The organism is Nonomuraea sp. NPDC005501 (assembly GCF_040605905.1).
Lineage (GTDB): Bacteria > Actinomycetota > Actinomycetes > Streptosporangiales > Streptosporangiaceae > Nonomuraea.
Genome location: NZ_JBEXDT010000007.1, coordinates 40935 through 66167, shown reverse-complemented (window position 1 = coordinate 66167; position 25233 = coordinate 40935). Strand labels below are relative to the sequence as shown.

Here is a 25233-nt window from a genome sequence, read left to right as displayed (position 1 = left end):
CCATGATCACCCAATCGGTAAGGGGGGTTATTGGGCGGATTCGGCGAGATCTGAGGGGTCGTGGAAGGGGCCGGGGGCCTCGGTCGAGGCCCCCGGCGGATTCATTGGGCGGCGAGCTGGGCGATCTGCTCGACGCTGAGGGGTCCGTCGTAGAGGCGTACGTCGTCGATCGTCCCGGGCCAGTAGCCGGTGAAGGCGCCCGCGCTCTTGGTCCGGCCGAGCTGGAGAGCGCCGACGGCGTTCCACGCGCTCGCGTGGCTGGTGACGCTGGTGGTGGTGAGCTGCCCGTTGACGTAGACGCGCAGCTCACTCCGCAGGGCGTCGTAGACGCCGGCCACGTGCGTCCATTCCAGGGGCACGGCGACGGCGTCCGAGCGGGCCCGCACCAGCGCGGCGGTGTCGGCGTCGGAGGCCGCCATGCCGAGCGTCCATCTGCTCTGCTCCTTGTCGAAGCCGAGCTGGAAGCCCGCGGCCCGGTTGCCCGGCTGGGAGACGGCGGAGGTGTCCCGGGCCGGCAGGTAGTCGAGCTGCGTCCAGACCGCGACCGTGAACCCGGTCTTGGTGTTCACGGCCGGAGCGGCGGCCTGGGCGTAACCGTTGACGCCGTCGAGCGCCAGCGCGCCGTCCAGCCAGCCGGCGGTCCAGGAGGCGGCGCCGCCGAGGGTCGCCGCCGTGCCGCGGCCGGAGGAGTCGGCGGCCGTCACGCCGGTCTCCTCGTCCAGCTCCCAGTGCCCGACCAGGGTCGCGGCGCTGTTGACCAGGTCGGCCACCTCGTCGGCGAACATCGCCCGGCCGTAGACGCGGACCTCGTCCACGTCGCCCGGCCAGAACTCCGCCGCGGCGCCGTTGACCTTGCCGCGGCCGATCGTGAGTGGCCCGGTGGCGTTCCACGGCTTGGTCCAGGCGACCGTGGACTCCAGCTTGCCGTTGACGTAGAGCGAGATCTGGCCCGCCGCGGCGTCGTAGACGCCGGTCAGGTGGGTCCACTCGTTCAGCCGCGGGGCCGCCGCGGAGAGGGCGCGGACCGTCGCGGCGCCGTCGGCGTCCGTTCCGGCGCGGGCCAGCGCCCAGCGGTCGTCGGGCTTCGAGTACTGGAGCGCGAAGCCGCCGGTCCTCGCCCCTTCCTGGGTGAGCACGGTGGCGGTGGCGGTGTTGGCCGTCAGGCGGGCCCAGGCGGTGACGGTGAAGTTGCGGCTCGTGTCGATGACGGGGCTGGAGGTCTGCGCGTACGCACTGGCCAGGCGCAGCCCCGACCCGGTCTTGCCGGCCGTCCACGTCGCGCCGTTCAGCGTCGCGGGGTGGGCGTCGGCCGCGTCGGCGGCCACGGTGCCCTGGCCCTCGTCCAGGGCCCAGTGGCCGCTGGGCGCCCGGCCCGAGTTGACGTTGAAGACGTACGTGCGGATCGGGCCGGACTGGCCGGCGCGGTCCTTGCTGCGCACCGACAGGACGTTGGGCCCGTCATGGCGTGGGGTGAGCGCGATCGTGGCCGTGCCGTCGGCGCCCGGGGCGACCTCGGTCTTGGGCGTGGTGTCGAGTCCGTAGACGTACGCGGCCACGTCCGGCACGCCGTTGGGCTCGAACCTGAACGTGCCCGCCAGGCCGACGCCGTCGTTCCAGCCGGTCTCGGCGTACTCGGGTGAGGTCACGACCGGCTCCCTGCCGGGGGCCGTGGCGTCCACGGTGGCCTCACACCAGGGACTCCAGGCGCTGGTGGCCTTGCCGTCCTCGGCGCGGACCCGCCAGCGGATGAGCGCGCCGTCGGCGTACAGGCTCGTCGGGATCGTCGCGTAGTAGGCGCCGCCGGACGAGCCGGTCGCGGTGACGTACTCACCGGTCTTCGTCCCGGCGGCGTTGTACCACTCGAACCGGCCCTTGACCGAGTTGTCGGCGTCCTTCAGCTTGGCCCACAGCTTCGGCGTGGCGGTGGGGATGACCGGCCGCCCGTCGCCGGAGGTACAGGCGCCGCCCGGGTCGGACCACGCGTCGGCGGCCACGGGGTCGGACGGGATGGAGTTGTACTCGATGACGACGGTCGGGTTGTTCTTGAACTTCTTCCAGGCGTAGACGTCGGTCTCGCTGGTGGCGCGCAGACCGATGGTCATGGAGTTCCACTTCTTGGCGGCGGCGTCCGCGGCCCACGAGGTGACGTCGAACTCCACGCCGCCGGGCAGGCAGGAGGAGCCCCAGCCCTTGGCCACGTTCACCGTGGAGAGCAGCCTGGTCCACGACGGCTGGTTGTTCCAGGTGGTGCTCTTGCTGATCGCGCCGGTCCCCCAGGCCTCCACCTTGCGGGCGCTGCACGAGTACGACCACGTCTCGTAGGTGCGCAGCGTCGCCTTGATGATCTGCTTGCCGTGGATCGTCGTCCCGGACGACATCTGGAAGAAGGACCGGTTCTTCTGCGACTCGACGTGGCCGACCCTGGCGACGTCGCTGGAGTTCAGGTAGTTGGAGCTGGGCCAGTTGCTCCAGACCGCCGTCCACGAGCCGCGCGCGGCCGAGAAGTACGGGTCCAGGTAGACGGGGAAGCGGGTCTTGGGGTCGGCCAGCATCTTCCTGTCCGGCTTCAGCTTGAGCCGCCTGCCCGCCAGCTCCACGCCCATCGTGGCCTGCCTGGCCTCCGGGGAGCGGCCTTCCTTGAGCGCCTGCGGGCTGGTGATGCCCTCGGAGTCCCACATCGTCGGCGTGGGCGCGATGAACACCGTCCCGCCGCCACCGTCGAGGGCCTCCAGGTTGCCCGCCTTGTCCGCCTTCAGCGACAGGTCGCTGGTGGCCAGCGGGTACGTCAGGTCGGTCAGGCTCGCCGCCGCCTCACGCGACTTGACCACCAGGATGTGCGAGAAGCCGTCCACGTCCGCGGTGACCTGGAGGTCCACTCCCGGCATGACCTCGGCGTAGGTGGCGGTGTCGCCGTTGAGGGTGGGCTTGGGGAGCGTGCCCTGCCAGCCGAGCTCCAGGGCCTTGGCCCCGCGCGACAGGCGGGCCAGCGGGCCTGGGCCGCCGCCGGAGAACCTGAGACCGGCCGCCGCGGCGACCGGCTCCACCGCGCCGTCGGGGCGCAGGCGCAGCGTGGTGTCCACGGGGACCCAGGCGTCGGCCTTGCGGACGCGTACCGGACGGGCGTACTGCTCCAGGGTGAACGTGCCGTCGGGCTTGGCGAAGACCTGGCGGGTCTCCGTGCGCAACGACTCGACCTCGACCCGCTTCCCGTCGCGGCGGGCCAGCGCCAGCGCGGAGGTCTCGGCCGGGTCCGCGCCCGTCCCCCCGGGGGCCGGCCCGCGGAGGGTGCCGTGGGAGGGAACCTGTTGTCGGAGTGCGGCGGCCGAAGCCGGTTCATCCAGGGGCGCCGCCGCGACCGCCCCTGCCAATATCATCACGACGAGCCCACGACCAACGCGCATCCGCCCTCGCAAGCGCCGAGGCGGGACGCCGCGCGGTCAGCCCGCCCGGCGCCTCCACGATCTTCAGTTGCTCGGATTGTTAATCAGGATGTGGCTTTCGTCCAGATCTTCTGACAGATTTCATCAGAACAATCTTCGGAGTGAAGAAAATCTCCACAGGCGCGTCCGCCTGTGCGCTCAGACGTGCGTGGGCAGCGGGTACGCGGCCGGGTTGACCCGCTTGACGATCTCGTCCAGCACGATCCGGACGTACGGCTCCCCCACCCACAGGTGCTTGGCCCCGTCCACCCCGATCACCTCGGCCTGCGGCACCCGCGCGAACCGCTCCCGCGCCTCCTCCGGCCGCAGGTAGTCGTCGAACTCCGGCACCAGCACCGTCAGCGGCCGGCCGAAGCGCGCCCACGCGTCGAGGTCGTCGTCCTTGGCGCGGTGCAGCGGCGGCGAGAGCAGGATCGCCCCCTCCACCAGCGGGTCGTGCGCCCACTTCAGCGCCAGCTCCGTGCCGAACGACCAGCCGAGCACCCACACGCGGGGCAGGTCGTGGTACTCGGCGTACTCCAGGGCGGCGGCCACGTCGAAGCGCTCGCCCTCGCCGCCGTCGAAGTCCCCCTGTGAGGTGCCGCGCTCGGAGGACGTCCCGCGTGTGTTGAAGCGCAGCACCGCGAGGTCGGCGAGCGCGGGCAGCCGGTTGGCCGCCTTCTTGAAGACGTGGCTGTCCATGAAGCCGCCATGGGTGGGCAGCGGGTGCAGGGTGACCAGCGTGGCCACCGGGGGGCGGTCGAGGGGCTGGGCCAGCTCCCCCACGAGGGTCAGGCCGTCGCCGGTGTGCAGCTCGATCGGCTCACGCCTGGCCGGCAGCTCGGTGCCCGCGCGGATCTCCACTTCGGTCCTTTCGAGAGTTCGTGCGCCTGTGGTTCGTCTGCGGAAGGAGGGGGTCAGGCGTCAGTAGCGGCTGCGGCCCGGACCGCGGTCGAGCCGCTTGCGCCAGCACGCCGTGTGCCAGTGTCGCCGCTCCTCGTCGCCGCCGGGCCAGTTCGGCCAGCTCACCACGTGCGGCTTGGCTCCGGGGATCTCCTGGTCGCAGCCCGGACAACGGTAGCTCTTGCCGGACGACGCGCCGGTGAGCATGCGCACCTTCCACTCGCCGTCGGGCCATTCCTCGACGCGGTCCGTGCCCCGGGGGAAGCCGGCAGGGCGGGGCGGGGGCTCCCTGCGGCGGGCTCTGCGCGGGCTCATGTCATCCCGGCCACCCAGATGGGGAGTGCCGTCGCTCCCACGCTGTCGAACGCCATGCGTCCAGTTTTCCAGAGCCGCTAAGGTGGACCGTCATGCGGTTGGTCATCGCGCGATGCAGCGTGGATTACATCGGACGGCTCACGGCGCACCTGCCGATGGCTCCCCGGCTCGTTCTCATCAAGGCGGACGGCAGCGTGTCCATCCACGCCGACGACCGTGCCTTCAAGCCTCTCAACTGGATGAACCCGCCGTGCAAGCTCAAGGAGGACGGCGGCACCTGGACGGTCACCCACGGCAAGACCGGCGAGAAGCTGGTGCTGACCATGGAGGAGATCCTGCACGACTCCAGCCACGAGCTGGGCGTCGACCCGGGCCTGATCAAGGACGGCGTCGAGGCGCATCTGCAGGAGCTGCTGGCCGAGCACATCACGACGCTCGGCGACGGCTACTCGCTCATCCGCCGCGAGTACATGACGGCGATCGGCCCCGTCGACATCCTGTGCCGTGACGCGAGCGGCGCGACCGTGGCGGTCGAGATCAAGCGGCGCGGCGAGATCGACGGCGTCGAGCAGCTCACCCGCTACCTGGAGCTGCTCAACCGCGATCCGCTGCTCGCGCCGGTGCGCGGCGTGTTCGCCGCCCAGGAGATCAAGCCGCAGGCGCGCGTGCTGGCCGCCGACCGGGGCATCGACTGCGTCACCCTCGACTACGCCGCGCTGCGCGGCATCGAGCCGGAGAACCCCACCCTCTTCTGACGCTCCCCCAGCAGGACGCGCAGGCGGTGGGTGAGGCAGTCGGCGTTTCGCGCTGCCCGGCATGAACCTCACCTCGTTCGCCTGCCGGCCCGAGGAGCTTGAGCGGCCGATCAGGATTGTCACGTTCTTGCACGGCCGACGTAAGAGGTAAACTCCGCGCCCTTTCCCAAAGCGGATCATCCGTCCATAATTGTGTGCTCTGGGGGCCACGATCATGTTGGACGGGTGGAATGTGAACCGGTCTTACCGGGGAATGTCAGCCGAGCAAAGGCTGGCAGACAGACGCGAGCGGCTGATGACGGCCGCGTACACGCTATACGCGAAGCCGGGTTTCGCGGCGACGACCATCGAAAGGCTGTGCTCGGAGGCGCGGATCTCCAACCGCGCCTTCTACGAATGTTTCGGGGGACGCGAGGAGCTGCTTCAGGCACTGCACGAACGCTGCGTGGAGGAGAGCCTCTCCTACGTGGCCAAGGTCCTGCAGGAGGCCCCGCACAGCCTTGAGGGCAAGGTGGAGGCCGGGATCCGCGCGTATATCGAATTCGCCACGGCGGACTGGCGGCGGGCCCGGATCATGCATCTTGAGGTGCGCCGGTCGGGTGACGTTCTGACGGCCTCGCGGCAGCGCGCGGTGGACGCGTTCGCCCGGCTGATCGAGGAGGCGTCGGCCGAATTCCCGGTGGGCGGCGGCCTCAATCGGCGGCTCGTGGCGCTCGGCGCTATTGGAGCGCTACAAGAGTTGCTCATCGAATGGATCCTCGCGAGCCCTTCGCCGGACATCGGCGAACTCGTCGAGGTGGCCTCGCACATCTTCCGCAGATCGCTCGGTGAACCGTGAAGCGTTGATTACGGATTGTGCTTACTTTGCGGTGCGAGACGGGGATAAAACACCCCTGACAATCGGTATTTAGGCTGTTGTTTTTTCGCGAACGCCGGTTTCCGGACACGAAGAGAGCGGGCTACGGCATCGTCGTCGCCCGCTCCGCGATGAGCCGCCGCCCCGTCAGGCCACCGCGGCTTCCTCCGCCTCGACGCGCAGCACCCGGTTCAGCCGGGTCACCGCCAGGACGCGCATGATCCGCGGCGGCACTCCCCGGAGGACGAGACGGCGCTCCCCGGCGAATGCGCGCCGATGCGTGCCCACGAGAACGCCCAGGCCGGTGGCGTCGATCATCTCCAGCTTGGACAGGTCGAGGATCAGGTCTCCCTCACCGGAGTCCACCGCGTCGTGCAGCCGGGCGCGGACCCCGGCCGACGTTCCGGCGTCGAGCCGGGCGCCGATCTGCACCACCTGGGCTTTCGGATTGCCCCGGACTCGCATGCCACCTCCTCATTCACACCGCGCGACCGCACGCGATGCCGGCTTACCCTGTGGCAGGGCGTTCGGGAGGGCCGAAACTCCCTCCGATTCTTTACCCCTACCCAGGAATCGGCAGTGACACGACCGCTTTGAGGATGAAGTGGCCGTCTGTCCCCTGCCGGGCCGTGATCTCGCCGCCCAGCGACGCCATCCGCTCCCGCATCCCGTGCAGCCCGTGCCCCGTCTCGCCGTCCGGCTGCCGGGTCTGCGCGCCGTCGTTGCGCACCTCCAGCTCGGCCCGCTCGGCGGTGAAACTCAGCGTGATCGCGCAGAACGTCGCCGCGCTGTGCTTGAGCACGTTCGTGACGGCCTCCCGCACGGCGTAGGCGAACACCGCCGCGACCTCCTCCGGCGGCTCCCGGTACGGCAGGCGCAGCTCGCACCGGACGCCGGCCGCCTCCAGCACGCCCCGCACGCTGGCCAGCTCGGCGCCGAGGTCCAGCCGCCGGTAGCCGCGCACCGCCTCGCGCAGCTCGCGCAGGGCCGTACGGGTCAGGCCGTTCACCGCGGCCATCTCGTCGCGGGCCGCCCCCATGTCGGCGTCGGACAGGCGCACGGCCAGCGCGGTCTTGACGGCGATGGCCGACAGCCGGTGCCCGACGAGATCGTGCAGGTCCCGAGCGAAGCGCAGCCGCTCCTCCGCGACGGCCAGCCGGGCGTGCGCCTCCATGCCCTCGTGGGCCCGCACGGCCAGCCGGTAGATCCACACCCAGAGCCGGTTGGACACGACGCAGGCCAGGCACATCACCACGTACATGAAGGTGTTCGAGACGGCCACGGCGCCGAGCCACACAGGTCCCCGCGCGTCCGGCATGTCCAGCAGCTGCCACCACCCGGTCGCCGCGGCGGCGACGCTCAACGCGACCCCCAGGAGTGTCGTGCCCGCCCCCAGCGCGAACGCCCGCCGGCGCGAGACACCGACGGCGACGACGGCCAGCCAGGCCACCAGCGCCAGCCCCGCCCCGAACGGCTGCGCCCCGCCCGTCCCCGCCGCCACCACCGCCAGGATCCCGCTCGCCACGATGGGCCGCACCGGGTACCTCGACTCGATCACCGCGTTCACCAGCCGCAGATAGAGCGCCGTGAACCCGGCGGCGGCGGCCACGGACACGGCCAGCAGCGGCCACGGCTCAGCGCCCCGGCCGGCCTCGGCCAGGGCGCTCAGCGCCATCCCGCCCCACAGCAGCCCGAGGAACGAGTTCAGCATCCACCAGCACAGGCGGCGCGCCTGCGCGATCTCCCCCACCTACGCCCGCGCTACTTGGCGCGCAGCACGTCGCCGAGCCGGACCCGGGCGCCGGTGCGCAGGACGGCCCGCTCGTAGACCCTCGCGCCGATGGCCAGCACGGCCACCACGGCCGCCGCCATGAGCGCGAGCGCCAGCCCGACCTGCCACAGCGGCACCTCGGCCGCGGCGGTCCGCACCGGCATCACCATCGAGGAGAACGGGGGGATCATCGACATCACGGTGGCCAGCGTGCCGGTCGGCTCCGCGGTCGCGTAGAAGGCGACGCCGTAGGTGACCATGATGAGCATCGTCAGCGGCGACATCACGTTGCCGACCTCCTCCTGGCGGGAGACCAGCGAGGCCAGCGCCGCGGCCAGCGTCGCGAAGAACGCGTAGCCGAGGACGAACCAGACGACGACGCCGGCCACGATGCCCGGCATGCCGGGCGGGAAGTCCGTCGCCACCCCTGAGCCGACGGCCGCGGCGACGCCCACCACGAGGATCGTGACCAGGTTGACCAGCCCGAGCACGCCCAAGCCGAGGATCTTGCCGCCGAGCAGCTGCCAGGGGCGGATCGAGGTCAGCAGGATCTCCACGATCCGGCTGCCCTTCTCCTCCACCACGCCCATCCCGACCATCGTCGCCTGGCCGATCAGCAGCATGAACAGCACGAGCACCAGCACCACGGCGATGCCCGTGCGGGCGGCCTGGTAACGGGTGTCGGCGCCGACCGACTCGATCTGCAGCGGCGCGATCCGCACCCCGGAGGCTCCGAGCTTCACCTCACGATTCGTGCTCTGCAGGAGCACGCCGAGCTCCTGGTCGATCTCGCCGTCCGTGAGCACCTTGGCGTCGCCGACGAGCACCGCGTCCACGTCGCCGCCGAGCAGCGCCTTCCTGGCGGCCGCCTCGTCGGGGAACGCCTTCCAGGCGAACTCCGACTCCGGCGCCGCCGCCTCCAGCGGCAGCCGCTGCGCGTTCACGGTGCCCAGCGTGTACGCGTCGGGGCCGCCCATCAGCTTGGGCGCGAACGCGGCGGCGCCCACCAGCACAGCGGTGACGAGCAGGCTGACGAGGAACGCCCTGGTCCTGATCCGGGTGGCGATCTCCCGGCGCGCCACCAGTGCCAGCCCGTTCATGCCACGGCCTCCTTGAAGATCTCGGTGAGGGTCGGCTGCTCGACCCCGAAGTGCTCGACCTGCCCGGCCTTCATGGCCCGGCGCAGGATCTCCTGGTCGTCGCCCTGGTCGCGGCCGGCGGCGGCGTTCACGAGCAGGACGTGCCGCCCGTCCACGACGCTCAGCTCGCCGGGCAGGCCGTCGGCCCACCCCGGAGCCGGGTCGCGCACCACGACGCGCAGCGTGCCGCCCTCGGCGGCCCGCAGGTCAGTGACCGTTCCGCTCGCCACCATCCGGCCGGACGACACGATGCCGACCGAGTCGCACAGCCGCTCGACCAGGTCGAGCTGGTGGCTGGAGAAGATCACCGGCACGCCGCCCCGGCAGCGCTCCTGCAGCGCCGTGGCCAGCGTGTCGACCGCCAGCGGGTCAAGCCCGGAGAACGGCTCGTCCAGGATCAGCACCTCGGGGTCGTGCACCAGCGCGACCGCGAGCTGCACGCGCTGCTGGTTGCCCAGCGACAGGCCCTCCACGGCGTCGTCGCGCCGCTCGCCCAGGCCCAGCCGCTCGATCAGCGCGGCCGTGGCCTCGGCGGCCCGCGCGCCGCTCAGGCCGTGCAGGCGGCCGAAGTACTCGATCTGCTCGGCCACGCGCATCTTCTGGTACAGCCCGCGCTCCTCCGGCATGTAACCGAACCGGCGCCGGTCCTCGTACGCCAGCGGGCGGCCCTGCCAGCTCACCGAGCCGGCGTCGGCCTGGAGCACGCCCATGACGATTCGCATCGTCGTCGTCTTGCCGGCGCCGTTCGCGCCGACGAACCCGAACATCTCGCCCGGCCGCACGGCGAAACCGATCCCGTCCAGCGCAAGCTTGCCCTCCGGCGAGCCGGGCCCGCCCGCGAAGCGCTTACGCAGCTCGCTGATCTCGAGCATCAGGTCCTCTCCTTCGTCATGAGGCAATAGTGCCGTCAGCGGCATTCGCCCTGGTAGTCGGAGAAATCATGGCTCCGACATGCGCCCCGCGTCCCTTCTCGATGACATTTGTCATTACGCTGACCCCATGACGCGCTCGGACAAGGACAAGCCGGTCGTCCTCTCCCGCATCTACACCCGCACCGGCGACGACGGCACCACGGCGCTCACCGACATGAGCCGCGTCCCCAAGACGGACTCGCGGCTGGCCGCCTACGCCGACGTCGAGGAGGCCAACGCCCACCTCGGAGTGGCGCTCTCCCACGGCACGCTCCCGGCCGAGGTGGCGGACGTGCTGTCACGCGTGCAGAACGAGCTGTTCGACCTGGGTGCCGACCTCGCCACGCCGGTCGTCGCCGAACCGGAGTTCCCGCCGCTGCGGGTCGAGCAGGCGTACGTCGACCGGCTGGAGGAGCTCTGCGACCGGTTCAACGAGCCGCTGAAGGCGCTGCGCAGCTTCATCCTGCCCGGCGGCGACCCGGCGACGGCCGCGCTGCACGTGGCCCGCGTGACGGTACGCCGCGCCGAGCGCACCACCTGGGCCGCGCTGGAGGCGCACGACGACATGAACCCGCTCGCGGCGGCCTACCTGAACCGCCTGTCGGACCTGCTGTTCATCCTCTGCCGCGTCGCCCACGGGGGCGAGGAGATCCTCTGGAAGCCGGGCGCCACCCGCTAGGCCGCCCACGTGGTCAGGGGGTGAACCGCTCGGACGGGTGCGGCGGGCCGTGACGGCGGCCGGCCCCGTGCGGGTCAGAGGCCGTCCCCCTGGAGGCCCTCGGCCCCGTACGGGGAGTGGCGGTCAGCCTGGCTGTGCCGTGACAGAGAGAGATCTAGGCAACGTCGAGATAGGCGCTGGGCGGAGCGGACTCCAGCCAGGCGAGAAAGCCGGTCAGGGCATCGGCGCTCATCGCCAGTGAGATGTTCTTCGCGGAGCCGCCGCAGTCGATCGCGTACAGCCCGTTGTCCAGCTCGCGACGGGACGAAACGACGAGGCCGCGCCTCGCGATCGCGTGGCGCGGCCTCAGTCGCAGACCTATGAGCGGGATCCAGTGGAGCTCCCCGTCGGCGTAGCGGGCTACCCCGCCGCGCCAGCCGTGGCCGGCTGCCCTCAGCCGACAGGGGACGCTGCCGCGCGAGCGGGCCAGCGTGAAGCCGCGCAGGACCACCAGGGCGGCGACCAGTAGCACGCAGATGAATACCGTTGCCACCAATGCCGCCCCCTAGCTTGTTGTTCTTCAGACCTCTTCGCCTGCGGCGCGCAGCCGGGCCTTGGCACGCTGGGCCTCGACCGCCGCGTCGGCGTCCTCCTGGTTGGCCTCGATCGAGGCCTGCGCACGCTCCAGCGCGTCACGTGCGGCCGCGACGTCGACCTCGGAACCGAGCTCGGCCACCTCGGCGAGCACGGACACCTCGTCGTCGGCCACGGAGATGAACCCGCCGTGGACGGCCGCGACCAGCTCGCCTTCCGCACGCTTGACGCGCAGCACGCCGCCCTCGACGAGAACACCGAGCACGGGTGCGTGTTGCGGCATAATACCGATCTCGCCGTCCACGGTCTTGGCAATCACCATGTCGGCCTCGCCCGACCAGATCTCACGCTCGGGTGAGACAACCCCTACGCGTAGCTTGGCCACTTGTGCAGGTTCCTTTCCGATCAGGTGGTGGCGCGGCCTCGGCCGCACCACCACCGTATCTCCGGACGGGCCGCGCCCGCCCTATGGCCGGGGCGACTAGCGCTCGAGTTCCTTCGCCTTGGCGATGGCCTGGTCGATGCCGCCGACCATGAAGAAGGCCTGCTCGGGCAGGTGGTCGTACTCGCCGGCGCACAGGCCCTTGAACGAGGCGATCGTCTCGTCCAGCGGCACGGTCTCGCCCGGCTGGCCCGTGAAGGCCTCGGCCGCGTACATCGGGTGCGACAGGAAGCGCTCGATGCGGCGGGCCCGCTGGACGGTGACCTTGTCCTCCTCGGAGAGCTCGTCGATACCGAGGATGGCGATGATGTCCTGCAGCTCGCGGTACTTCTGCAGGATCCGCTTGGTCTCCTGGGCCACCCGGTAGTGCTCCTCGCCCACGATCTGCGGGTCGAGGATCCGGGAGGAGGAGTCCAGCGGGTCCACCGCCGGGTAGATGCCCTTCTCCGAGATCGGCCGGGACAGCACGGTCTGCGCGTCGAGGTGCGCGAACGCGTTGTGCGGGGCCGGGTCGGTGATGTCGTCGGCGGGCACGTAGATCGCCTGCATGGAGGTGATCGAGTGACCGCGCGTCGAGGTGATGCGCTCCTGGAGGACACCCATCTCGTCGGCCAGCGTCGGCTGGTAACCCACGGCGGACGGCATACGGCCGAGCAGCGTGGAGACCTCGGAACCGGCCTGCGTGAAGCGGAAGATGTTGTCGATGAAGAGCAGCACGTCCTGCTTCTGGACGTCGCGGAAGTACTCGGCCATCGTCAGCGCCGTCAGGGCGACCCGCAGACGGGTGCCCGGCGGCTCGTCCATCTGGCCGAACACCAGCGCGGTGTCCTTGAGGACGTCGGCCTCCTCCATCTCCAGCCAGAGGTCGTTGCCCTCACGGGTGCGCTCGCCCACACCGGCGAAGCACGAGGTGCCACCGAAGTTACGGGCGACGCGGCGGATCATCTCCTGGATCAGAACGGTCTTGCCGACACCGGCGCCACCGAACAGACCGATCTTGCCACCCTGCACGTACGGGGTGAGCAGGTCGATGACCTTGATGCCGGTGACGAGCAGCTCGGTACGGGACTCGAGCTGGTCGAAGGCCGGCGACGGACGGTGGATGCCCCAACGCTCGGTGATCTTGAGCGAGGAGGTCGGCACGTCGAGCGTCTCGCCCAGCGCGTTCCACACGTGGCCCTTGACGACGTCGCCGACGGGCACCGAGATGGGCGCGCCGGTGTCGGTCACGGCGTGGCCGCGGACCAGACCGTCGGTGGGCTGCATGGAGATGGCCCGGACGACGTTGTCGCCCAGGTGCTGGGCGACCTCGAGGGTCAGGGTCTTGGTCTCGCCGCCGAGGGTCACCTCGACCTTGAGCGCGTTGTACATCTCGGGCATCGCGTCGACGGGGAACTCCACATCGACGACGGCGCCGGTGACACGAGCCACCCGGCCGGTGCCGCCCGCGGCACTCTCTACAGTCTCAACAGCCTCTGCAGTCATTTCACTCTTTCCCGGCTGCGGCGTCAGCCAGCGCGTTGGCGCCACCGACGATCTCGCTGATTTCCTGGGTGATCTCGGCCTGGCGAGCCTGGTTCATCTGCTGGGTCAGCACCCGCATCAGCTCGTTGGCGTTGTCGGTCGCGGACTTCATGGCGCGCCGCCGCGCGGCCTCCTCGGAGGCCGCCGACTGCAGCAGCGCCGTGAAGATACGGGACTCCACGTAGCGCGGCAGCAGCGACTCCAGCACGTCGCCCGCGGTCGGCTCGAACTCGAAGTACGGCGGGATCGTGGTGGACTCGGTCGCCTCGGTCTCCTCGACCTCCAGCGGCAGGACCCGCTTGACCACGACGTTCTGCGCCAGCATCGAGACGAACTCGGTCGACACGATGTGGATCTCGTCGATGCCGTTCTCGTCCTTGAACGAGTCGATCAGCATCGCGGCGATCTCCTTGGCGTCGGCGTAGGCCGGCTTACGGGAGAAGCCGACCCAGCTGCCGCCCATCTCCCGGTTGCGGAAGGTGTGCCAGGTGACACCCTTGCGCCCGGTGACGAACGGCGTCACGGTCAGCCCGCGGCCCTCCAACAGACCGCGCAGGGCCTCGGCCTCGCGCAGCACGTTGGCGTTGAAGCCGCCGCAGAACCCGCTGTCGCTGGTGACGATGAGGACGCCCGCCCTGGCGGGGTTCTCCTTCGCCACGGTCAGCGGATGGTCGACGCTCGCCGCGTTGCTGACGACGCCGGTGACGGCGCGAGTGATCTCACGCTCGTACGGGATCGCCGCCTGCATCCGCTGCTGCGCCCTCACGATCCGTGAAGAGGCGATGAGCTCCTGGGCGCGCGTGATCTTGGCGGTCGACTTGACCGACGTGATCCGCCGCCTCAGCAGCCTTAGCTGGGCACCCATGGCCTACTTCTTCTCCGCCGGGCGGACGACCTTCTGGATCTTCTCCTGGCCGACCTCGTGGGCGCCGAGCGGCGCCACCGGCTCATCCTTGACCAGCAGCTCACCGGAGGAGGTGGTGAAGCCCTTCTTGAACTCCGTGATGGCGTCCTTCAGAGCGGTCACCGTGTCGTCCGACAGCTCCTTGGTCTCGCGGATGGCGTCGAAGACGCCCTTGCGCGAGCTCTGGAGGTAGTCCAGGAACTCGGCCTCGAAGCGGCGCACGTCCTCGGCCGGCACCTCGTCGAGCTCACCGGTGGTGCCGGACCACACCGACACGACCTGCTTCTCCACGGGGAACGGGGAGTACTGCGGCTGCTTGAGCAGCTCGACCAGCCGCTGACCGCGGTCCAGCTGGGCGCGGGAGGCGGCGTCGAGGTCGGAGGCGAACGCGGCGAACGCCTCCAGGTCGCGGTACTGCGACAGCGACAGCTTCAGCGTGCCCGCGACCTTCCGCATGGCCTTGATCTGCGCCGAGCCACCGACTCGGGAGACCGAGATGCCGACGTTGATGGCGGGGCGGACACCGGCGTTGAACAGGTCCGTCTCAAGGAAGCACTGACCGTCGGTGATGGAGATGACGTTGGTCGGGATGAACGCCGAGACGTCGTTGCCCTTCGTCTCGATGATCGGCAGACCGGTCATCGAGCCGCCGCCCATGTCGGCGGAGAGCTTGGCGCAGCGCTCCAGCAGACGGGAGTGGAGGTAGAACACGTCGCCCGGGAAGGCCTCACGGCCCGGCGGGCGGCGCAGCAGCAGGGAGACGGCGCGGTAGGCGTCGGCCTGCTTGGTCAGGTCGTCGAAGACGATCAGGACGTGCTTGCCCTGGTACATCCAGTGCTGGCCGATGGCCGAGCCGGTGTAGGGGGCGAGGTACTTGTAACCCGCGGGGTCGGAGGCCGGGGAGGCGACGATGGTGGTGTACTCCATCGCGCCCGCCTCCTCCAGGCGGGCCTTGACCTGCGCGATCGTCGAGCCCTTCTGGCCGACCGCGACGTAGACGCAGCGGACCTGCTTCGTCGGGTCGCCGGTCGCCCAGTTCTCGCGCTGGTTGAGGATGGTGTCCACGGCGATCGCGGTCTTGCCCGTGCCGCGGTCGCCGATGATGAGCTGGCGCTGGCCGCGGCCGATCGGCGTCATGGCGTCGATCGCCTTGATGCCGGTCTGCAGCGGCTCCTTCACCGGCTGCCGCTGGACGACGGACGGGGCCTGCAGCTCAAGGGCGCGAACGCCCTCGGCCTCGATGGCGCCCTTGCCGTCGAGCGGGTTGCCCAGCGGGTCGACCACGCGGCCGAGGAAGCCGTCGCCGACCGGCACGGACAGGACCTCGCCCGTCCGGCGGACCGTCTGGCCCTCCTCGATCTTGCTGAAGTCGCCCAGGATGACGACACCGATCTCACGGGTGTCGAGGTTCAGGGCCAGACCGCGCGTGCCGTCCTCGAACTCCAGCAGTTCGTTCGCCATCGCCGAGGGAAGGCCGGAGACATGGGCGATGCCGTCGCCACAGTCGACGACGGTCCCGATCTCCTCGCGCGCGGCGCCTTCCGGTTCGTACGCCTGGACGAAGCGCTCAAGCGCGTCCCGGATCTCGTCCGGCCGGATCGTAAGCTCCGCCATCTCTACTCTGTCTCCCTCTTCGCCTAGCCGGCCAACCGGCGGCGGACTTCTTCGATTCGTCCCACAATGGTGGTGTCGATGATCTCGTCGCCGATGCGGACCGAGAAGCCACCGAGCACTCGCGGATCCACCTCGACGTTCAGGTGCACGTCGCGGCCGTAGGAGGTGCGCAACCACGTCGCCAGGCGCTGCTTCTGCTCGTCGGTCAGCTCGACGGCGCTGCGCACCACCGCGACATAGCGCTGGCGCTGCTGCGCGACGAGCTGGCCGAACTCCTCCAAGCCTGCTTCCAGGCTACGTCCTCGCGGGTGAACTGCCACCTGCGTGATGAGGCGCCGGCTCGCCATCGCCGCCTTGCCGCCGAGCAGGTCGCTCAGCAGCTGCCGCTTGCCCTCCTCCGGGGCGTCGCCGGCGGCGAGCGCGCGGCGCAGGGCGGGGTTGGCGGCGACCACGCGGCCGAAGCGGAAGAGCTCGTCCTCCACCTCGTCGAGCGTGCCCTGGCTCTCGGCCTCCGCGGCGGCGGCGACGACGCCGAGCCGTTCGAGGACGTCGGCGAGGTCACTCGCGCGCGACCACCTGGCCGACACGGCGGCCTCGGTGGTGGCGAGCGCGGCCTCGCCGACCTTGCCCGCGAGCAGGGCCCGCACGGAGCCGGCCTTGATCTCCGCCGACCTGGAGGGGTCGGACAAGGCGCGGCGCAGGCCGTGCTCGCGGTCGAGCAGATCGGCGATCGCGAACAGCTCGTCGGAGAGCGCGCCGAGGTCGGCGCTGCCGGCGACCGCGTTGAAGCGCTCCTCGACCTCTGCCAGCGAGCTTCTGCTCAGGCCTCTCATTAGCGCACCGCCTGCGCGCTGGAGCTCTCGAGCTCGTCGAGGAACCGGTCGACGGTGCGGCGCTGCCGGGCCTCGTCCTCGAGGGACTCGCCCACGATGCGGCCGGCCAGGTCGGTGGACAGGCGGCCGATCTCGGCGCGGAGCTGGGCGAACGCCTGCTGGCGGTCGGCCTCGATCTGCGCGTGCGCAGCCTCGATGAGGCGGCGGGCCTCGGCCTGCGCCTCCTCACGGAGCTCCGTCTTGATCTGGGCGGCCTGCTCGCGAGCCTCCTCGCGCAGCCGGGCCGCCTCCTGCCTGGCCTCGGCCAGCTGGTCGCGGTACTGCTGCTGCAGTGCCTGCGCCTCGGCCTGGGCCTCCTCCGCCTTCTTGATGCCGCCTTCGATCGCGTCGGTGCGCTCGGCCAGCGTCTTCTGGATACGCGGGACAAGCATCCGTCCGACGACGAAGAAGACGACGGCGAAGGAGAAGATACCGACGACGAGCTCATAGGGATGCGGGATGAGAGGGTTGCCGCCCTCCTCCGCCGCGAGGAGCGTAGCTGCGAGTGTCATGGGTGCAGCCTTTCGTCAGGGATTCTTCTGGTCTTTAGATGTTCGCGAAGATGAACGGCGCGACCAGACCGATCAGGGCGAGGGCCTCGGTGAGGACGAAGCCAAGGAGCATGTTCTGGCGGATCAGGCCGTAAGCCTCGGGCTGGCGCGCGATGGCCTGCACGCCCTGACCGAAGATGATGCCGACGCCGATGCCGGGGCCGATGGCGGCGAGACCGTAACCGATGGCGGTGACGTTGCCGGAGACCTCAGCGAGAACGCTCATTGCTGTTTTCCTTTACTGGACGGCCGGTGAAGCGGAGTCTCACCGGTCATGGATATTCCGGTTGGTGGTTCTCAGTGCTCTGCGTGCAGCGCGCCGCCGATGTACATCGCGGCCAGCATGGCGAAGAGGAACGCCTGCAGGAACTGGATGAACATCTCGAAGCCGGTGAGGATGATCGTCATGACCACGCCGACGACACCGACCGGAGCGCCCAGGGGGGTCAGCTTCTCGAACAGGAACCAGAAGCCCACCATGCTGAAGAACGCCAGCAGCATGTGACCGGCGAACATGTTGGCGAACAGTCGCACCGCGTGCGTGAAGGGCGCGATGATCATGTTCGACAGGAACTCGATCGGGGCGAGCAGCACGTAGATCGGCTTGGGCAGGCCCGGCGGGAACATCATGTTCTTGAAGTAGCCGACGCCGCCCTGGTGCTTCATGCCCAGGTAGACCTTGAGCACGTAGATCGAGATCGCGAGGACGGCCGGGAAGGCGATGTGCGAGGCGACCGGGAACTGGAGCACGGGGACGACGCCCATGAGGTTCCAGACCAGCACCAGGAAGAACACGCTGACCAGCAGGCCCATCCAGCGGTCGGCGTCCTTGCCCAGGAAGGGCCGCGCGACCTGGTCGCGGACGAACATGTAGCCGTACTCGGCGACGTTCTGGACGCCCCTCGGTACGATCTTGGGGCTGGCGAAGGCAGCCCAGCAGAAGCCGATCACAAGGATCGAGCTGAGGATGGCGAGCAGCACCGGCTTGGTGAACCAGTCGACCCCGGGAATGATGGGGGGCAGATCGAACAGCTCGCCAGGCGTAGGCGCTCCGAACTCGTCGCCCGGTGATGCCAGGACCGTCAGCGCACTCACGCGGCGTTCCCTTCAACGTCGTAATGGATCACAGGAGTTTCCTCGGCGAGTCGGTCGCCGTACAGAGTCAGCGACTGTGTCGCCGGTAGACCGCGTAGCCGGCGAGCACCAACCCAAGGACGATGCCTATGGGGAAGAACGCGGACATGTCGAGCCAGCGGTCCAGCAACCACCCGATGCCCCCGTAGATAGCCATCCCGGCGAGAAGATAGCTGGGGACCGCCCACATGGCGTCGGCGAAGTCGCGACCGTCTGACTCCGGCCGGCGTTCCTTTTCGCTCATCGCGCGCCCGACGATAGCAGGCGCAGAGAGGACTAGTCATATCGGACCCGCCCGGTCGCCGGCTCCATCAGTCGCCCTTCCCGGGGACCTTGGCCTCGGGGTCCACGTAGAGCATCTTGGTCTTCATGAAGGCGCGCACCTCGAAACCCGTCCAGACGATCGTGCAGACCACCACGGACCAGGCGAACGCCTTGGGATTCCACGCGCCGGTGTCGCCGAAGGCGGAGAGCATCGCCATGACGGCGACCACCTTGACGAGATAGCTGACCATCGCGGCGATGGCCATGATCTGGGGGGAGACCTTTGCGGCATAGCTCACGGCCACCACGCTGATACTGAAGAAAACCCCGACCAGCAGAGCGCCGACGACCGCGCCGAACATCCCTTTGCCGCCGGCGACCACGAGGGCCACGACCGCGACGATCGCTCCCGCCCCGAGGGTGGGAAGCGCGGCGCTTTTGAGGACGCGCACGTCGTTGGCCTGCATCGGTGCTCCATAAGGCAAATTGTCAAGCGAGCGTTTGCTACCTCCATAGCCTGCGCATCGGAGGTTCCCTGCTCGTGAAAGATATCACAAGCTCACGGAAGACCGCTTTTACCTGCCGTTTCTAGTTCGCGATCATGAACTGCCCGGAACGGCGTGGATGACCGTTTCGCCGACGGCCTGCGCGCGCCCGTGCGGAGGCTCCTCCATCGGCCGGACGGGCGGCTTGGCCTGGGTGTTCACCGGATTGTCGACCGGGTTGGCGGCCGGACGGCGCACCGGGCCCTTCACCGGCGGGACCGGCGGCATGGGGCCGGTGGGCGGGCCGTCGTCGTCGGAGGGCGCCCCGCCGCTGGTGCGCGCTCCGCCCCTGCCGCGCCAGCGCGGCGCCGCCATCAGCACCACCAGGAGGCCGACGGCGAGCAGGATCACGACGGGGAACATGAGGACCGGCACACCCCACTTCGACATCGCGACCAGGCCGAACGCGAACAGGAAAGCCCAGGCGTACATGATGAGGACCGAACGGCGGTGCGAGTGGCCGATGTCCATCAACCGGTGGTGCAGGTGGCCGCGGTCGGGCGCGAACGGCGACATGCCGTAGGACGTGCGGCGCACGACGGCGGTGATCAGGTCGATGAGCGGCAGGACCAGCACGGCCGCCGGCACCAGCAGCGGGAGCAGCACGCCGAACCGGTTGATGCCCTCGATGACCGACGGGTCGACCGGGGTCACGGTGACGATCGAGGAGGCGAGCACCAGGCCGATCAGCATGGCCCCGGTGTCGCCCATGAAGATCTTGGCCGGATGGAAGTTGTGCGGCAGGAAGCCGAGGCAGGTGCCGATGAGGATGGCCGCGATGCCGGCCGTGGTGGTGATGTTGTCGCCGCTGATGCTCTGCGACAGGAAGATCGAGTATGTCCAGGTGGCCATGGCGGCGATGCAGACGATGCCCGCGGCCAGGCCGTCGAGGCCGTCGACGAAGTTGACCGCGTTGATCGTGACGACCACCACCAGGATGGTGATGATGGTGCTCAAGGTGTAGTCGAGGCTGGTGGAGCCGCCCCAGTCCTTGGGCAGCGGGATGTAGACCAGGCGCAGGTCGAAGAAGACGAGGACGCCTGCGGCGGCGATCTGGCCGGCCAGCTTGATGAAGGGGTCCATCCCCCACCAGTCGTCCAGGAAGCCGGTGACCGTGATGAGGCCGCCCGCGATGATCAGGGCCATCACCGGATTGCCGTCGGCCTCGCCGAGCGCCTCGCCGGTGTGGGCGAGCTGGCTGGCCACCAGCAGCCCCGCCACCAGGCCGCCGTACATCGCCAGGCCCCCGAGCCGGGGCGTCGGCGTGGTGTGCACGTCGCGCTCGCGGATCTCCGGAGCGGCCCCTATGCGGATGGCGAAGCGGCGCACCAGCGGGACGAGGAGGTACGTCACCGCAGCCGCTATGAGCGCCATGAACAGGTATTCGCGCACGGTCCTAGTTTCGCGGATGCGCCGGGCCCCTGTGACCGGAAATCGACACAGACCGGCTTAATATTCGCTGAGATATGGACGATGGATGGTCAGGAGCGCCGTCACCCGCTCGCGGACGTCCCCGGCGTCCCCGGGATTCCGCACCGCCTCGGCCACCAGCGTGCCGACCTCCTTCAGCTCCTCCGGCCCCATGCCCTGGGTCGTGACGCACGGCGTGCCGACGCGCAGGCCCGAGGTCACGGCCGGAGGCTCCGGATCATACGGGATGGCGTTGCGGTTCAGCGTGATCCCCGCCGCGGCGCACCGCCGCTCCGCCTCGGCCCCCGACACACCGAGGCCGCGCAGGTCGATGAGCGCGAGATGCGTGTCGGTGCCGCCGGACACCGGGCGCATGTCCGCCGCGGCCAGCGCGTCGCACAGCGCCCGCGCGTTGGCGACGACGCGCCTCGCGTACGCGGCGAACTCCGGCCGCAGCGCCTCACCGAACGCCACCGCCTTGGCCGCCACGACGTGCATCAGCGGCCCGCCCTGCACGAACGGGAACACCGCCCGGTCCACGCGCGCCGCCAGCTCCTCCGTGCACAGGATGCCGCCGCCGCGCGGCCCGCGCAGCGTCTTGTGCGTGGTGAACGTCACGACGTCCGCGTACGGCACCGCGGACGGGACGACCCCGGCCGCCATCAACCCCGCCGGGTGCGCGATGTCGGCCATCAACCACGCGCCCACCTCGTCGGCGATGCCGCGGAACACGGCGAAGTCGAGCAGCCGCGGGTACGACGTCGCCCCGCACACGATGACCTTCGGCTGGTGCCGCAGCGCCAGATCCCTGACCTCGTCGTAGTCGACCAGCTCCGTGTCGCGGCGCACGCCGTACGACACCACGTCGAACCAGCGGCCCGAGAAGTTCACCTTGGACCCGTGTGTGAGGTGGCCGCCGTGCGGCAGGGCCATCGCCAGCATCGTGTCGCCCGGCTGGAGCAGCGCCGCGTACGCGGCCAGGTTGGCCGAGGCGCCGGAGTGGGGCTGGACGTTGGCGTGGTCGGCGCCGAACAGCCGCCGTGCCCGCTCGGTCGCGAGCCGCTCGGCCCGGTCCACGACCTCGCAGCCGCCGTAGTAGCGCCGGCCGGGGTAGCCCTCGGCGTACTTGTTGGTGAGGGTGGACCCGAGGGCGGCGAGGACCGCGGGCGAGGCGAAGTTCTCGCTGGCTATGAGCTGGAGGCCGCCGCGCAGCCGCTCCAGCTCGTCCAGCAGGACCTGGGCCAGCTCCGGGTCCTGTCTCCGGAGCAGGTCGAAGTCCGGGCCGTAGTAGGGCTGAGCACCCATTTTTCCACTGTACGGGCGGATGCCCGATTTTCTAAGAGGGTGCTGGTTCTGGTGTCCCGTGTCGGCGGGTGGCCGTCCGGCGGCGACCCGGCCGGCTCGTCGTCCGGGCCCGCCTGTTCGGGTGTTCGACGATTCAGGAGAACGCGTGCGGCGCGCCCGCCGAGCTGGGGATCCAGCGCGGCGTGTCGGCGGCCTCGTCGCTGATGGAGGTGAGCACCGCCTGGCGGTACAGGGCGAGCCTGGAACGCCACTCGGCGATGTCCTCGACGTACCGGGAGCCGACGGGCGCGTCCCACGTCTGCGGGCTCCTGGCGAGCGTGTAGGCCTTGTCAAGGGCCTTCGTGAGCTCCTCCAGGAGGGGCTGGACGGTCTGCCAGGCGGTCACCAGGCGCTGGTACTCGGGATTGAACTCCCAGGCCCTCGGCTGGGAGTCGAGCGGGTTGGTGCCGCCGGTCATGGGCGGGGTCTCCCCCGGGCGCATCGGCTGGGGGGCGGGCGGGTCGACGAGTGCCATCATGCGCTCCTGTATCGGGTGCCGGGGCCGCCGTCGTGGGGGTGCTCGGGGTGGTCGTGCGGGTCTTCGGGGGTGGGGGTGATGTCGTCGAGCGGGATGCCCGGCGGCTGAGCACCACCGATCCGGTCGAGGAGGGAGCGCAACTCGTCGAGGTCGAGGGGGCCGGCCGGGGCGGATACGGCGTGATGGGTGCCTTGGACGGTGGTGGCCTGGTCGGCGCTCGGTGGTGCCGCCGGCGTCACCGAGGCGGCCGCGGCCCCCGGGCCACCGGATGACGCGGGGGCCGTCGGGTCGATGACGACCGGGGCGCCCTGGCCGGGTGTGGTGTCACGGCCGGGTGTGGCGTCACGGCCGGGTGTGGTGTCACGGGCCACGCCGGTGTCGCGGCCAGACGTCGTGTCCTGGTCGGGAGGGGTGCGGTCGGGCGTCGTGTCGCGGTCGGGCGTCGGGTCGCGGTCGGGCGAGGTGCCGTCGATGTCTCGCGGCGTCGTGTCCGCGCATCCCGTGCCGGTTCCGTCCACCTGGCCGGGCGTGGTGCCGGTCGCCCGATCCGTCCCGGTGCCGTCCGCGTGACCGGGCGTGGTGTCGATCGGCTGGGCAGGATGGGCACCGGTGCCGGGCGTGGTGTCGATCGGCTGAACGGGGTGGGCGCCACCGATCGGAGTGCCGTCCGCGGGCGCCGTGCCGATCGGATGGACCGGGTGCGCGCCACCGATCGGAGTGCCGTCCGCGGGCCCGGTGCCGATGGGGATGGTCGGTGTGGCGGGCTGGGCGTCGCCTGAGGGGGTGGGCATCTCGATCGGCTGGACCCTGTCCAGGTTGTCCAGGATGTCGCTGATCTGCGCTGCCGTGGGTGGGTCGATGGGTATCTGGAGGACCTTCACGCCGTCGACGATCACCACGTGTGGCTTCTGGGGGTCGAGGTCGGCCGGGTGATTCTTGGCGGGGGTGTCCACGCGGTCGCCCGGAGAGGCGGGATCCGCAGGGGTTGCCGGGGTGGCGGGATCTGCTGGAGTTGCCGGCGTCGTGGGATCGGCCGGAGTCATGGGGTCGGCCGGAGTCGTGGGGTGGGCGCCGTCGCCTCTGGGGTCGGGGACGCCGATGGGGTCCGCGGGGGTGAGGTCGGACGCGTCCGCGCCCGACTCGGCGCCGCGGTCACGCCTGCTGCCCAGGTCGTCGTCCTTGGGCTCGTCACGCGTGCCCGAGTCGTCACCGACGCCCGTGTCGTCGCGCGTGCCGGTGTCGTCACCTGTACGCGTGTCGTCGCCTGTCCGCGTGTCGTCGCCCGTGCGGCTGTCGTCGTTGCACGACTCGCCGTCGTACCGGGACGTACTGTCGTCCCGGGACGTGCCGTCGTCGCGGGTCGTGCCGTCGTCCCGGGACGTACCGTCGTCCCGGGACGTACCGTCGTCTCGGGACGTGCCGTCGTTGCGACCTGTGTCGGCGTCGACCCTTCGGCCGTCGTCGTCCTTGGCGTCCGGCTTGGACGGCTTGGGGTCGTCGTCCTTGGCGTCCGGCTTGGACGGCTTGGGGTCGTCGTCCTTCTTGGCGTCCTCGCCCTTCTTGGGCTGGTCGTCCTTCGAGCCGTCCTCGCCCTTCTTGGGCTGGTCGTCACCCGTCTTGGCGTCGTCCTTGGCTGGTTTGTGGTGCTCGCCGGTCTTGGGCTCGTCGTCCTTGGCATCCGGTTTGGACGGCTTGGGGTCGTCCTTCTTCGGCTCGTCCTCGCCCTTCCTGGGCCGGCCGTCGTCCGCCTTCGGCTCGTCCGGCTTCTTCGGCTCGTCCGACTTCTTGGGGGTCTCGTCCTTGGTGTCGGCGCCCACCGAGGGGCTGTGGTCGCGGGGCTCGTCGGCGCGTTTCTCCAGCAGCCCGAGCCGGACCCTGACGTCCTTGGCCATGGTGTCCGCGGCGTCCGCGATCTGGGCCGGACGGTGGGCGGCGCGCGTGGGCAGGCCGGCGCGGGTCATGATCTGGGTGACCCGGCCCTCCGTCGCGCGCATCTGGGCGGCCGCGCGCTTGATCTCCGCCAGCAGGTCACGGACCACTTCGGGATCCATGCCGTCGAACTTGCCCATGGGCTGCTCCCGGACGTCGTGGCCGCTCCGGAACTCACCGTAGGCATGTCCGGACCGCGACCGCAGCCGGGATAAGCAGACGGTATACGTCAGTCGTCGGTGGCGACGTACCCGATGATGCCGCGCAGCTTCTCCACCGGGATCGCCCCGCGCCGCAGCAGCCGCGGCACCGCGGTGGTGAGGTCGAGGATGGTGGAGGGCGTGTTGTCGGTGGTCTTGCCGCCGTCGAGGTAGACGGCGACGGACTCGCCGAGCTGCTCCTCGGCCTCGCCGGCGGTGACGGCGGCGGGCGCGCCCGACCGGTTGGCGCTGGACACGGCCATCGGGCCGGTCTCCTTGAGCAGGTCGAGCGCCACCGGGTGGAGCGGCATGCGGATCGCGACCGTGCCCTTGGTGTCGCCGAGATCCCACGACAGGGCCCGGTTGGCCTTGCAGACGAGCGTGAGCGGCCCGGGCCAGAAGGCGTCGATGAGGTCCTGGCCGTACGGGCCGAGGTCCTCGACGAGCGCGCCGGCGGCGCGGACGGTGCCGACGAGGACGGGCGGCGGCATGTCGCGGCCCCTGCCCTTGGCCTCCAGCAGCGCGGTGACGGCCGCGGGTGTGAACGCGTCGGCGCCGATGCCGTAGACGGTGTCGGTCGGAAGCACCACCAGCTCGCCGCGGCGGACGGCGGCGGCGGCCTCGGTCAGGCCCTCGGCGCGTTGTTCGAGGTCCGTGCAGTCAAAGGTTCTGCCCACGCGTGCATCCTAGTCAGTCGGGCT

General features: G+C 70.4%; 26 protein-coding genes. 3 read left to right on the top strand and 23 right to left on the bottom strand.

What is annotated here, in order from left to right; translation table 11 throughout:
* Positions 1–101: 101 nt before the first annotated feature.
* From ABZS51_RS06550 to ABZS51_RS06540, 3 genes are all read right to left on the bottom strand, one after another.
* Positions 102–3374, bottom strand: a complete 3273-nt coding sequence (locus ABZS51_RS06550) for a LamG-like jellyroll fold domain-containing protein (protein ID WP_355437117.1) — start codon at positions 3372–3374, stop codon at positions 102–104.
* A 204-nt stretch (positions 3375–3578) separates the two neighbouring features.
* Positions 3579–4283, bottom strand: a complete 705-nt coding sequence (locus tag ABZS51_RS06545; RefSeq protein WP_310710601.1) for an alpha/beta fold hydrolase — start codon at positions 4281–4283, stop codon at positions 3579–3581.
* 60 nt (positions 4284–4343) lie between these two features.
* Positions 4344–4637 (bottom strand): ATP/GTP-binding protein, encoded by a 294-nt coding sequence (locus ABZS51_RS06540; protein WP_310710600.1) that lies wholly within the window; start codon positions 4635–4637, stop codon positions 4344–4346.
* 92 nt (positions 4638–4729) lie between these two features.
* Here ABZS51_RS06540 and nucS point away from each other — a divergent pair, with 92 nt between their 5' ends.
* Both nucS and ABZS51_RS06530 read left to right on the top strand, forming a co-directional pair.
* Positions 4730–5392 (top strand): endonuclease NucS, encoded by a 663-nt coding sequence (nucS, locus tag ABZS51_RS06535; RefSeq protein ID WP_355437115.1) that lies wholly within the window; start codon positions 4730–4732, stop codon positions 5390–5392.
* A 295-nt stretch (positions 5393–5687) separates the two neighbouring features.
* Positions 5688–6230 (top strand): TetR/AcrR family transcriptional regulator, encoded by a 543-nt coding sequence (locus tag ABZS51_RS06530; RefSeq protein ID WP_355437113.1) that lies wholly within the window; start codon positions 5688–5690, stop codon positions 6228–6230.
* Between the two features lie 165 nt (positions 6231–6395).
* Here ABZS51_RS06530 and ABZS51_RS06525 read toward each other — a convergent pair whose 3' ends face one another.
* The 4 genes from ABZS51_RS06525 to ABZS51_RS06510 form a co-directional block, all read right to left on the bottom strand.
* A complete protein-coding gene (locus tag ABZS51_RS06525; RefSeq protein WP_355437111.1) occupies positions 6396–6713 on the bottom strand; it encodes an STAS domain-containing protein in 318 nt (105 codons plus the stop codon).
* Between the two features lie 97 nt (positions 6714–6810).
* A complete protein-coding gene (locus ABZS51_RS06520; RefSeq protein ID WP_355437109.1) occupies positions 6811–7998 on the bottom strand; it encodes a histidine kinase in 1188 nt (395 codons plus the stop codon).
* Positions 7999–8009: 11 nt separating this feature from the next.
* Positions 8010–9119 (bottom strand): ABC transporter permease, encoded by a 1110-nt coding sequence (locus tag ABZS51_RS06515; RefSeq protein ID WP_355437107.1) that lies wholly within the window; start codon positions 9117–9119, stop codon positions 8010–8012.
* Positions 9116–10030, bottom strand: coding sequence for an ATP-binding cassette domain-containing protein (locus ABZS51_RS06510; protein ID WP_355437105.1), 915 nt, complete (start codon positions 10028–10030; stop codon positions 9116–9118). Before ABZS51_RS06510 ends, ABZS51_RS06515 begins: the two co-directional genes overlap by 4 nt.
* 127 nt (positions 10031–10157) lie before the next feature.
* On the opposite strand from ABZS51_RS06510, the gene ABZS51_RS06505 reads away from it, so the two are divergent.
* Positions 10158–10748: a cob(I)yrinic acid a,c-diamide adenosyltransferase gene (locus ABZS51_RS06505; protein ID WP_355437103.1), complete on the top strand. Its 591-nt coding sequence runs from the start codon at positions 10158–10160 to the stop codon at positions 10746–10748.
* A 154-nt stretch (positions 10749–10902) separates the two neighbouring features.
* Here the strand turns inward: ABZS51_RS06505 and ABZS51_RS06500 are convergent, their stop codons facing one another.
* From ABZS51_RS06500 to ABZS51_RS06425, 16 genes are all read right to left on the bottom strand, one after another.
* Positions 10903–11280 carry a DUF2550 domain-containing protein gene (locus ABZS51_RS06500; protein WP_310710592.1) on the bottom strand — a complete coding sequence of 126 codons (378 nt, stop codon included), beginning with the start codon at positions 11278–11280 and terminating at the stop codon, positions 10903–10905.
* Between the two features lie 27 nt (positions 11281–11307).
* A complete protein-coding gene (locus tag ABZS51_RS06495) occupies positions 11308–11706 on the bottom strand; it encodes a F0F1 ATP synthase subunit epsilon (RefSeq protein ID WP_310710591.1) in 399 nt (132 codons plus the stop codon).
* A 96-nt stretch (positions 11707–11802) separates the two neighbouring features.
* Positions 11803–13248 (bottom strand): F0F1 ATP synthase subunit beta, encoded by a 1446-nt coding sequence (gene atpD, locus ABZS51_RS06490; protein ID WP_355437100.1) that lies wholly within the window; start codon positions 13246–13248, stop codon positions 11803–11805.
* Position 13249: 1 nt separating this feature from the next.
* A complete protein-coding gene (locus ABZS51_RS06485; protein WP_355437098.1) occupies positions 13250–14152 on the bottom strand; it encodes a F0F1 ATP synthase subunit gamma in 903 nt (300 codons plus the stop codon).
* A 3-nt stretch (positions 14153–14155) separates the two neighbouring features.
* Entirely contained in the window at positions 14156–15805 is a 1650-nt protein-coding gene (gene atpA / locus ABZS51_RS06480) for a F0F1 ATP synthase subunit alpha (RefSeq protein WP_355437096.1), read from the bottom strand.
* Positions 15806–15828: 23 nt separating this feature from the next.
* Positions 15829–16638 (bottom strand): F0F1 ATP synthase subunit delta, encoded by an 810-nt coding sequence (locus ABZS51_RS06475; RefSeq protein WP_310710587.1) that lies wholly within the window; start codon positions 16636–16638, stop codon positions 15829–15831.
* A complete protein-coding gene (locus tag ABZS51_RS06470) occupies positions 16638–17189 on the bottom strand; it encodes a F0F1 ATP synthase subunit B (RefSeq protein ID WP_310710586.1) in 552 nt (183 codons plus the stop codon). The genes ABZS51_RS06475 and ABZS51_RS06470 overlap by 1 nt, the downstream gene beginning before the upstream one ends.
* Positions 17190–17223: 34 nt before the next feature.
* Positions 17224–17454 carry an ATP synthase F0 subunit C gene (atpE, locus tag ABZS51_RS06465; RefSeq protein ID WP_189126107.1) on the bottom strand — a complete coding sequence of 77 codons (231 nt, stop codon included), beginning with the start codon at positions 17452–17454 and terminating at the stop codon, positions 17224–17226.
* A 71-nt stretch (positions 17455–17525) separates the two neighbouring features.
* On the bottom strand, positions 17526–18323 hold the full coding sequence (atpB, locus tag ABZS51_RS06460) for a F0F1 ATP synthase subunit A (RefSeq protein WP_355437093.1): 798 nt from the start codon (positions 18321–18323) through the stop codon (positions 17526–17528).
* A gap of 67 nt (positions 18324–18390) precedes the next feature.
* On the bottom strand, positions 18391–18606 hold the full coding sequence (locus tag ABZS51_RS06455) for an AtpZ/AtpI family protein (protein WP_355437091.1): 216 nt from the start codon (positions 18604–18606) through the stop codon (positions 18391–18393).
* Positions 18607–18673: 67 nt separating this feature from the next.
* A complete protein-coding gene (locus ABZS51_RS06450) occupies positions 18674–19093 on the bottom strand; it encodes a hypothetical protein (protein WP_310710583.1) in 420 nt (139 codons plus the stop codon).
* 132 nt (positions 19094–19225) lie between these two features.
* The gene (locus ABZS51_RS06445; protein ID WP_355437089.1) at positions 19226–20563 is read right to left on the bottom strand and encodes an MraY family glycosyltransferase; all 1338 of its coding nucleotides are present in this window, start codon (positions 20561–20563) and stop codon (positions 19226–19228) included.
* A gap of 57 nt (positions 20564–20620) precedes the next feature.
* Complete coding sequence (gene glyA, locus ABZS51_RS06440) at positions 20621–21886, bottom strand: serine hydroxymethyltransferase (RefSeq protein WP_355437087.1); 1266 nt, start codon at positions 21884–21886, stop codon at positions 20621–20623.
* A gap of 133 nt (positions 21887–22019) precedes the next feature.
* The gene (locus ABZS51_RS06435) at positions 22020–22400 is read right to left on the bottom strand and encodes a hypothetical protein (protein ID WP_355437085.1); all 381 of its coding nucleotides are present in this window, start codon (positions 22398–22400) and stop codon (positions 22020–22022) included.
* A complete protein-coding gene (locus ABZS51_RS06430) occupies positions 22400–24472 on the bottom strand; it encodes a hypothetical protein (RefSeq protein WP_355437083.1) in 2073 nt (690 codons plus the stop codon). Before ABZS51_RS06430 ends, ABZS51_RS06435 begins: the two co-directional genes overlap by 1 nt.
* 89 nt (positions 24473–24561) lie before the next feature.
* A complete protein-coding gene (locus tag ABZS51_RS06425) occupies positions 24562–25209 on the bottom strand; it encodes an L-threonylcarbamoyladenylate synthase (RefSeq protein ID WP_310710578.1) in 648 nt (215 codons plus the stop codon).
* Positions 25210–25233: the final 24 nt, after the last annotated feature.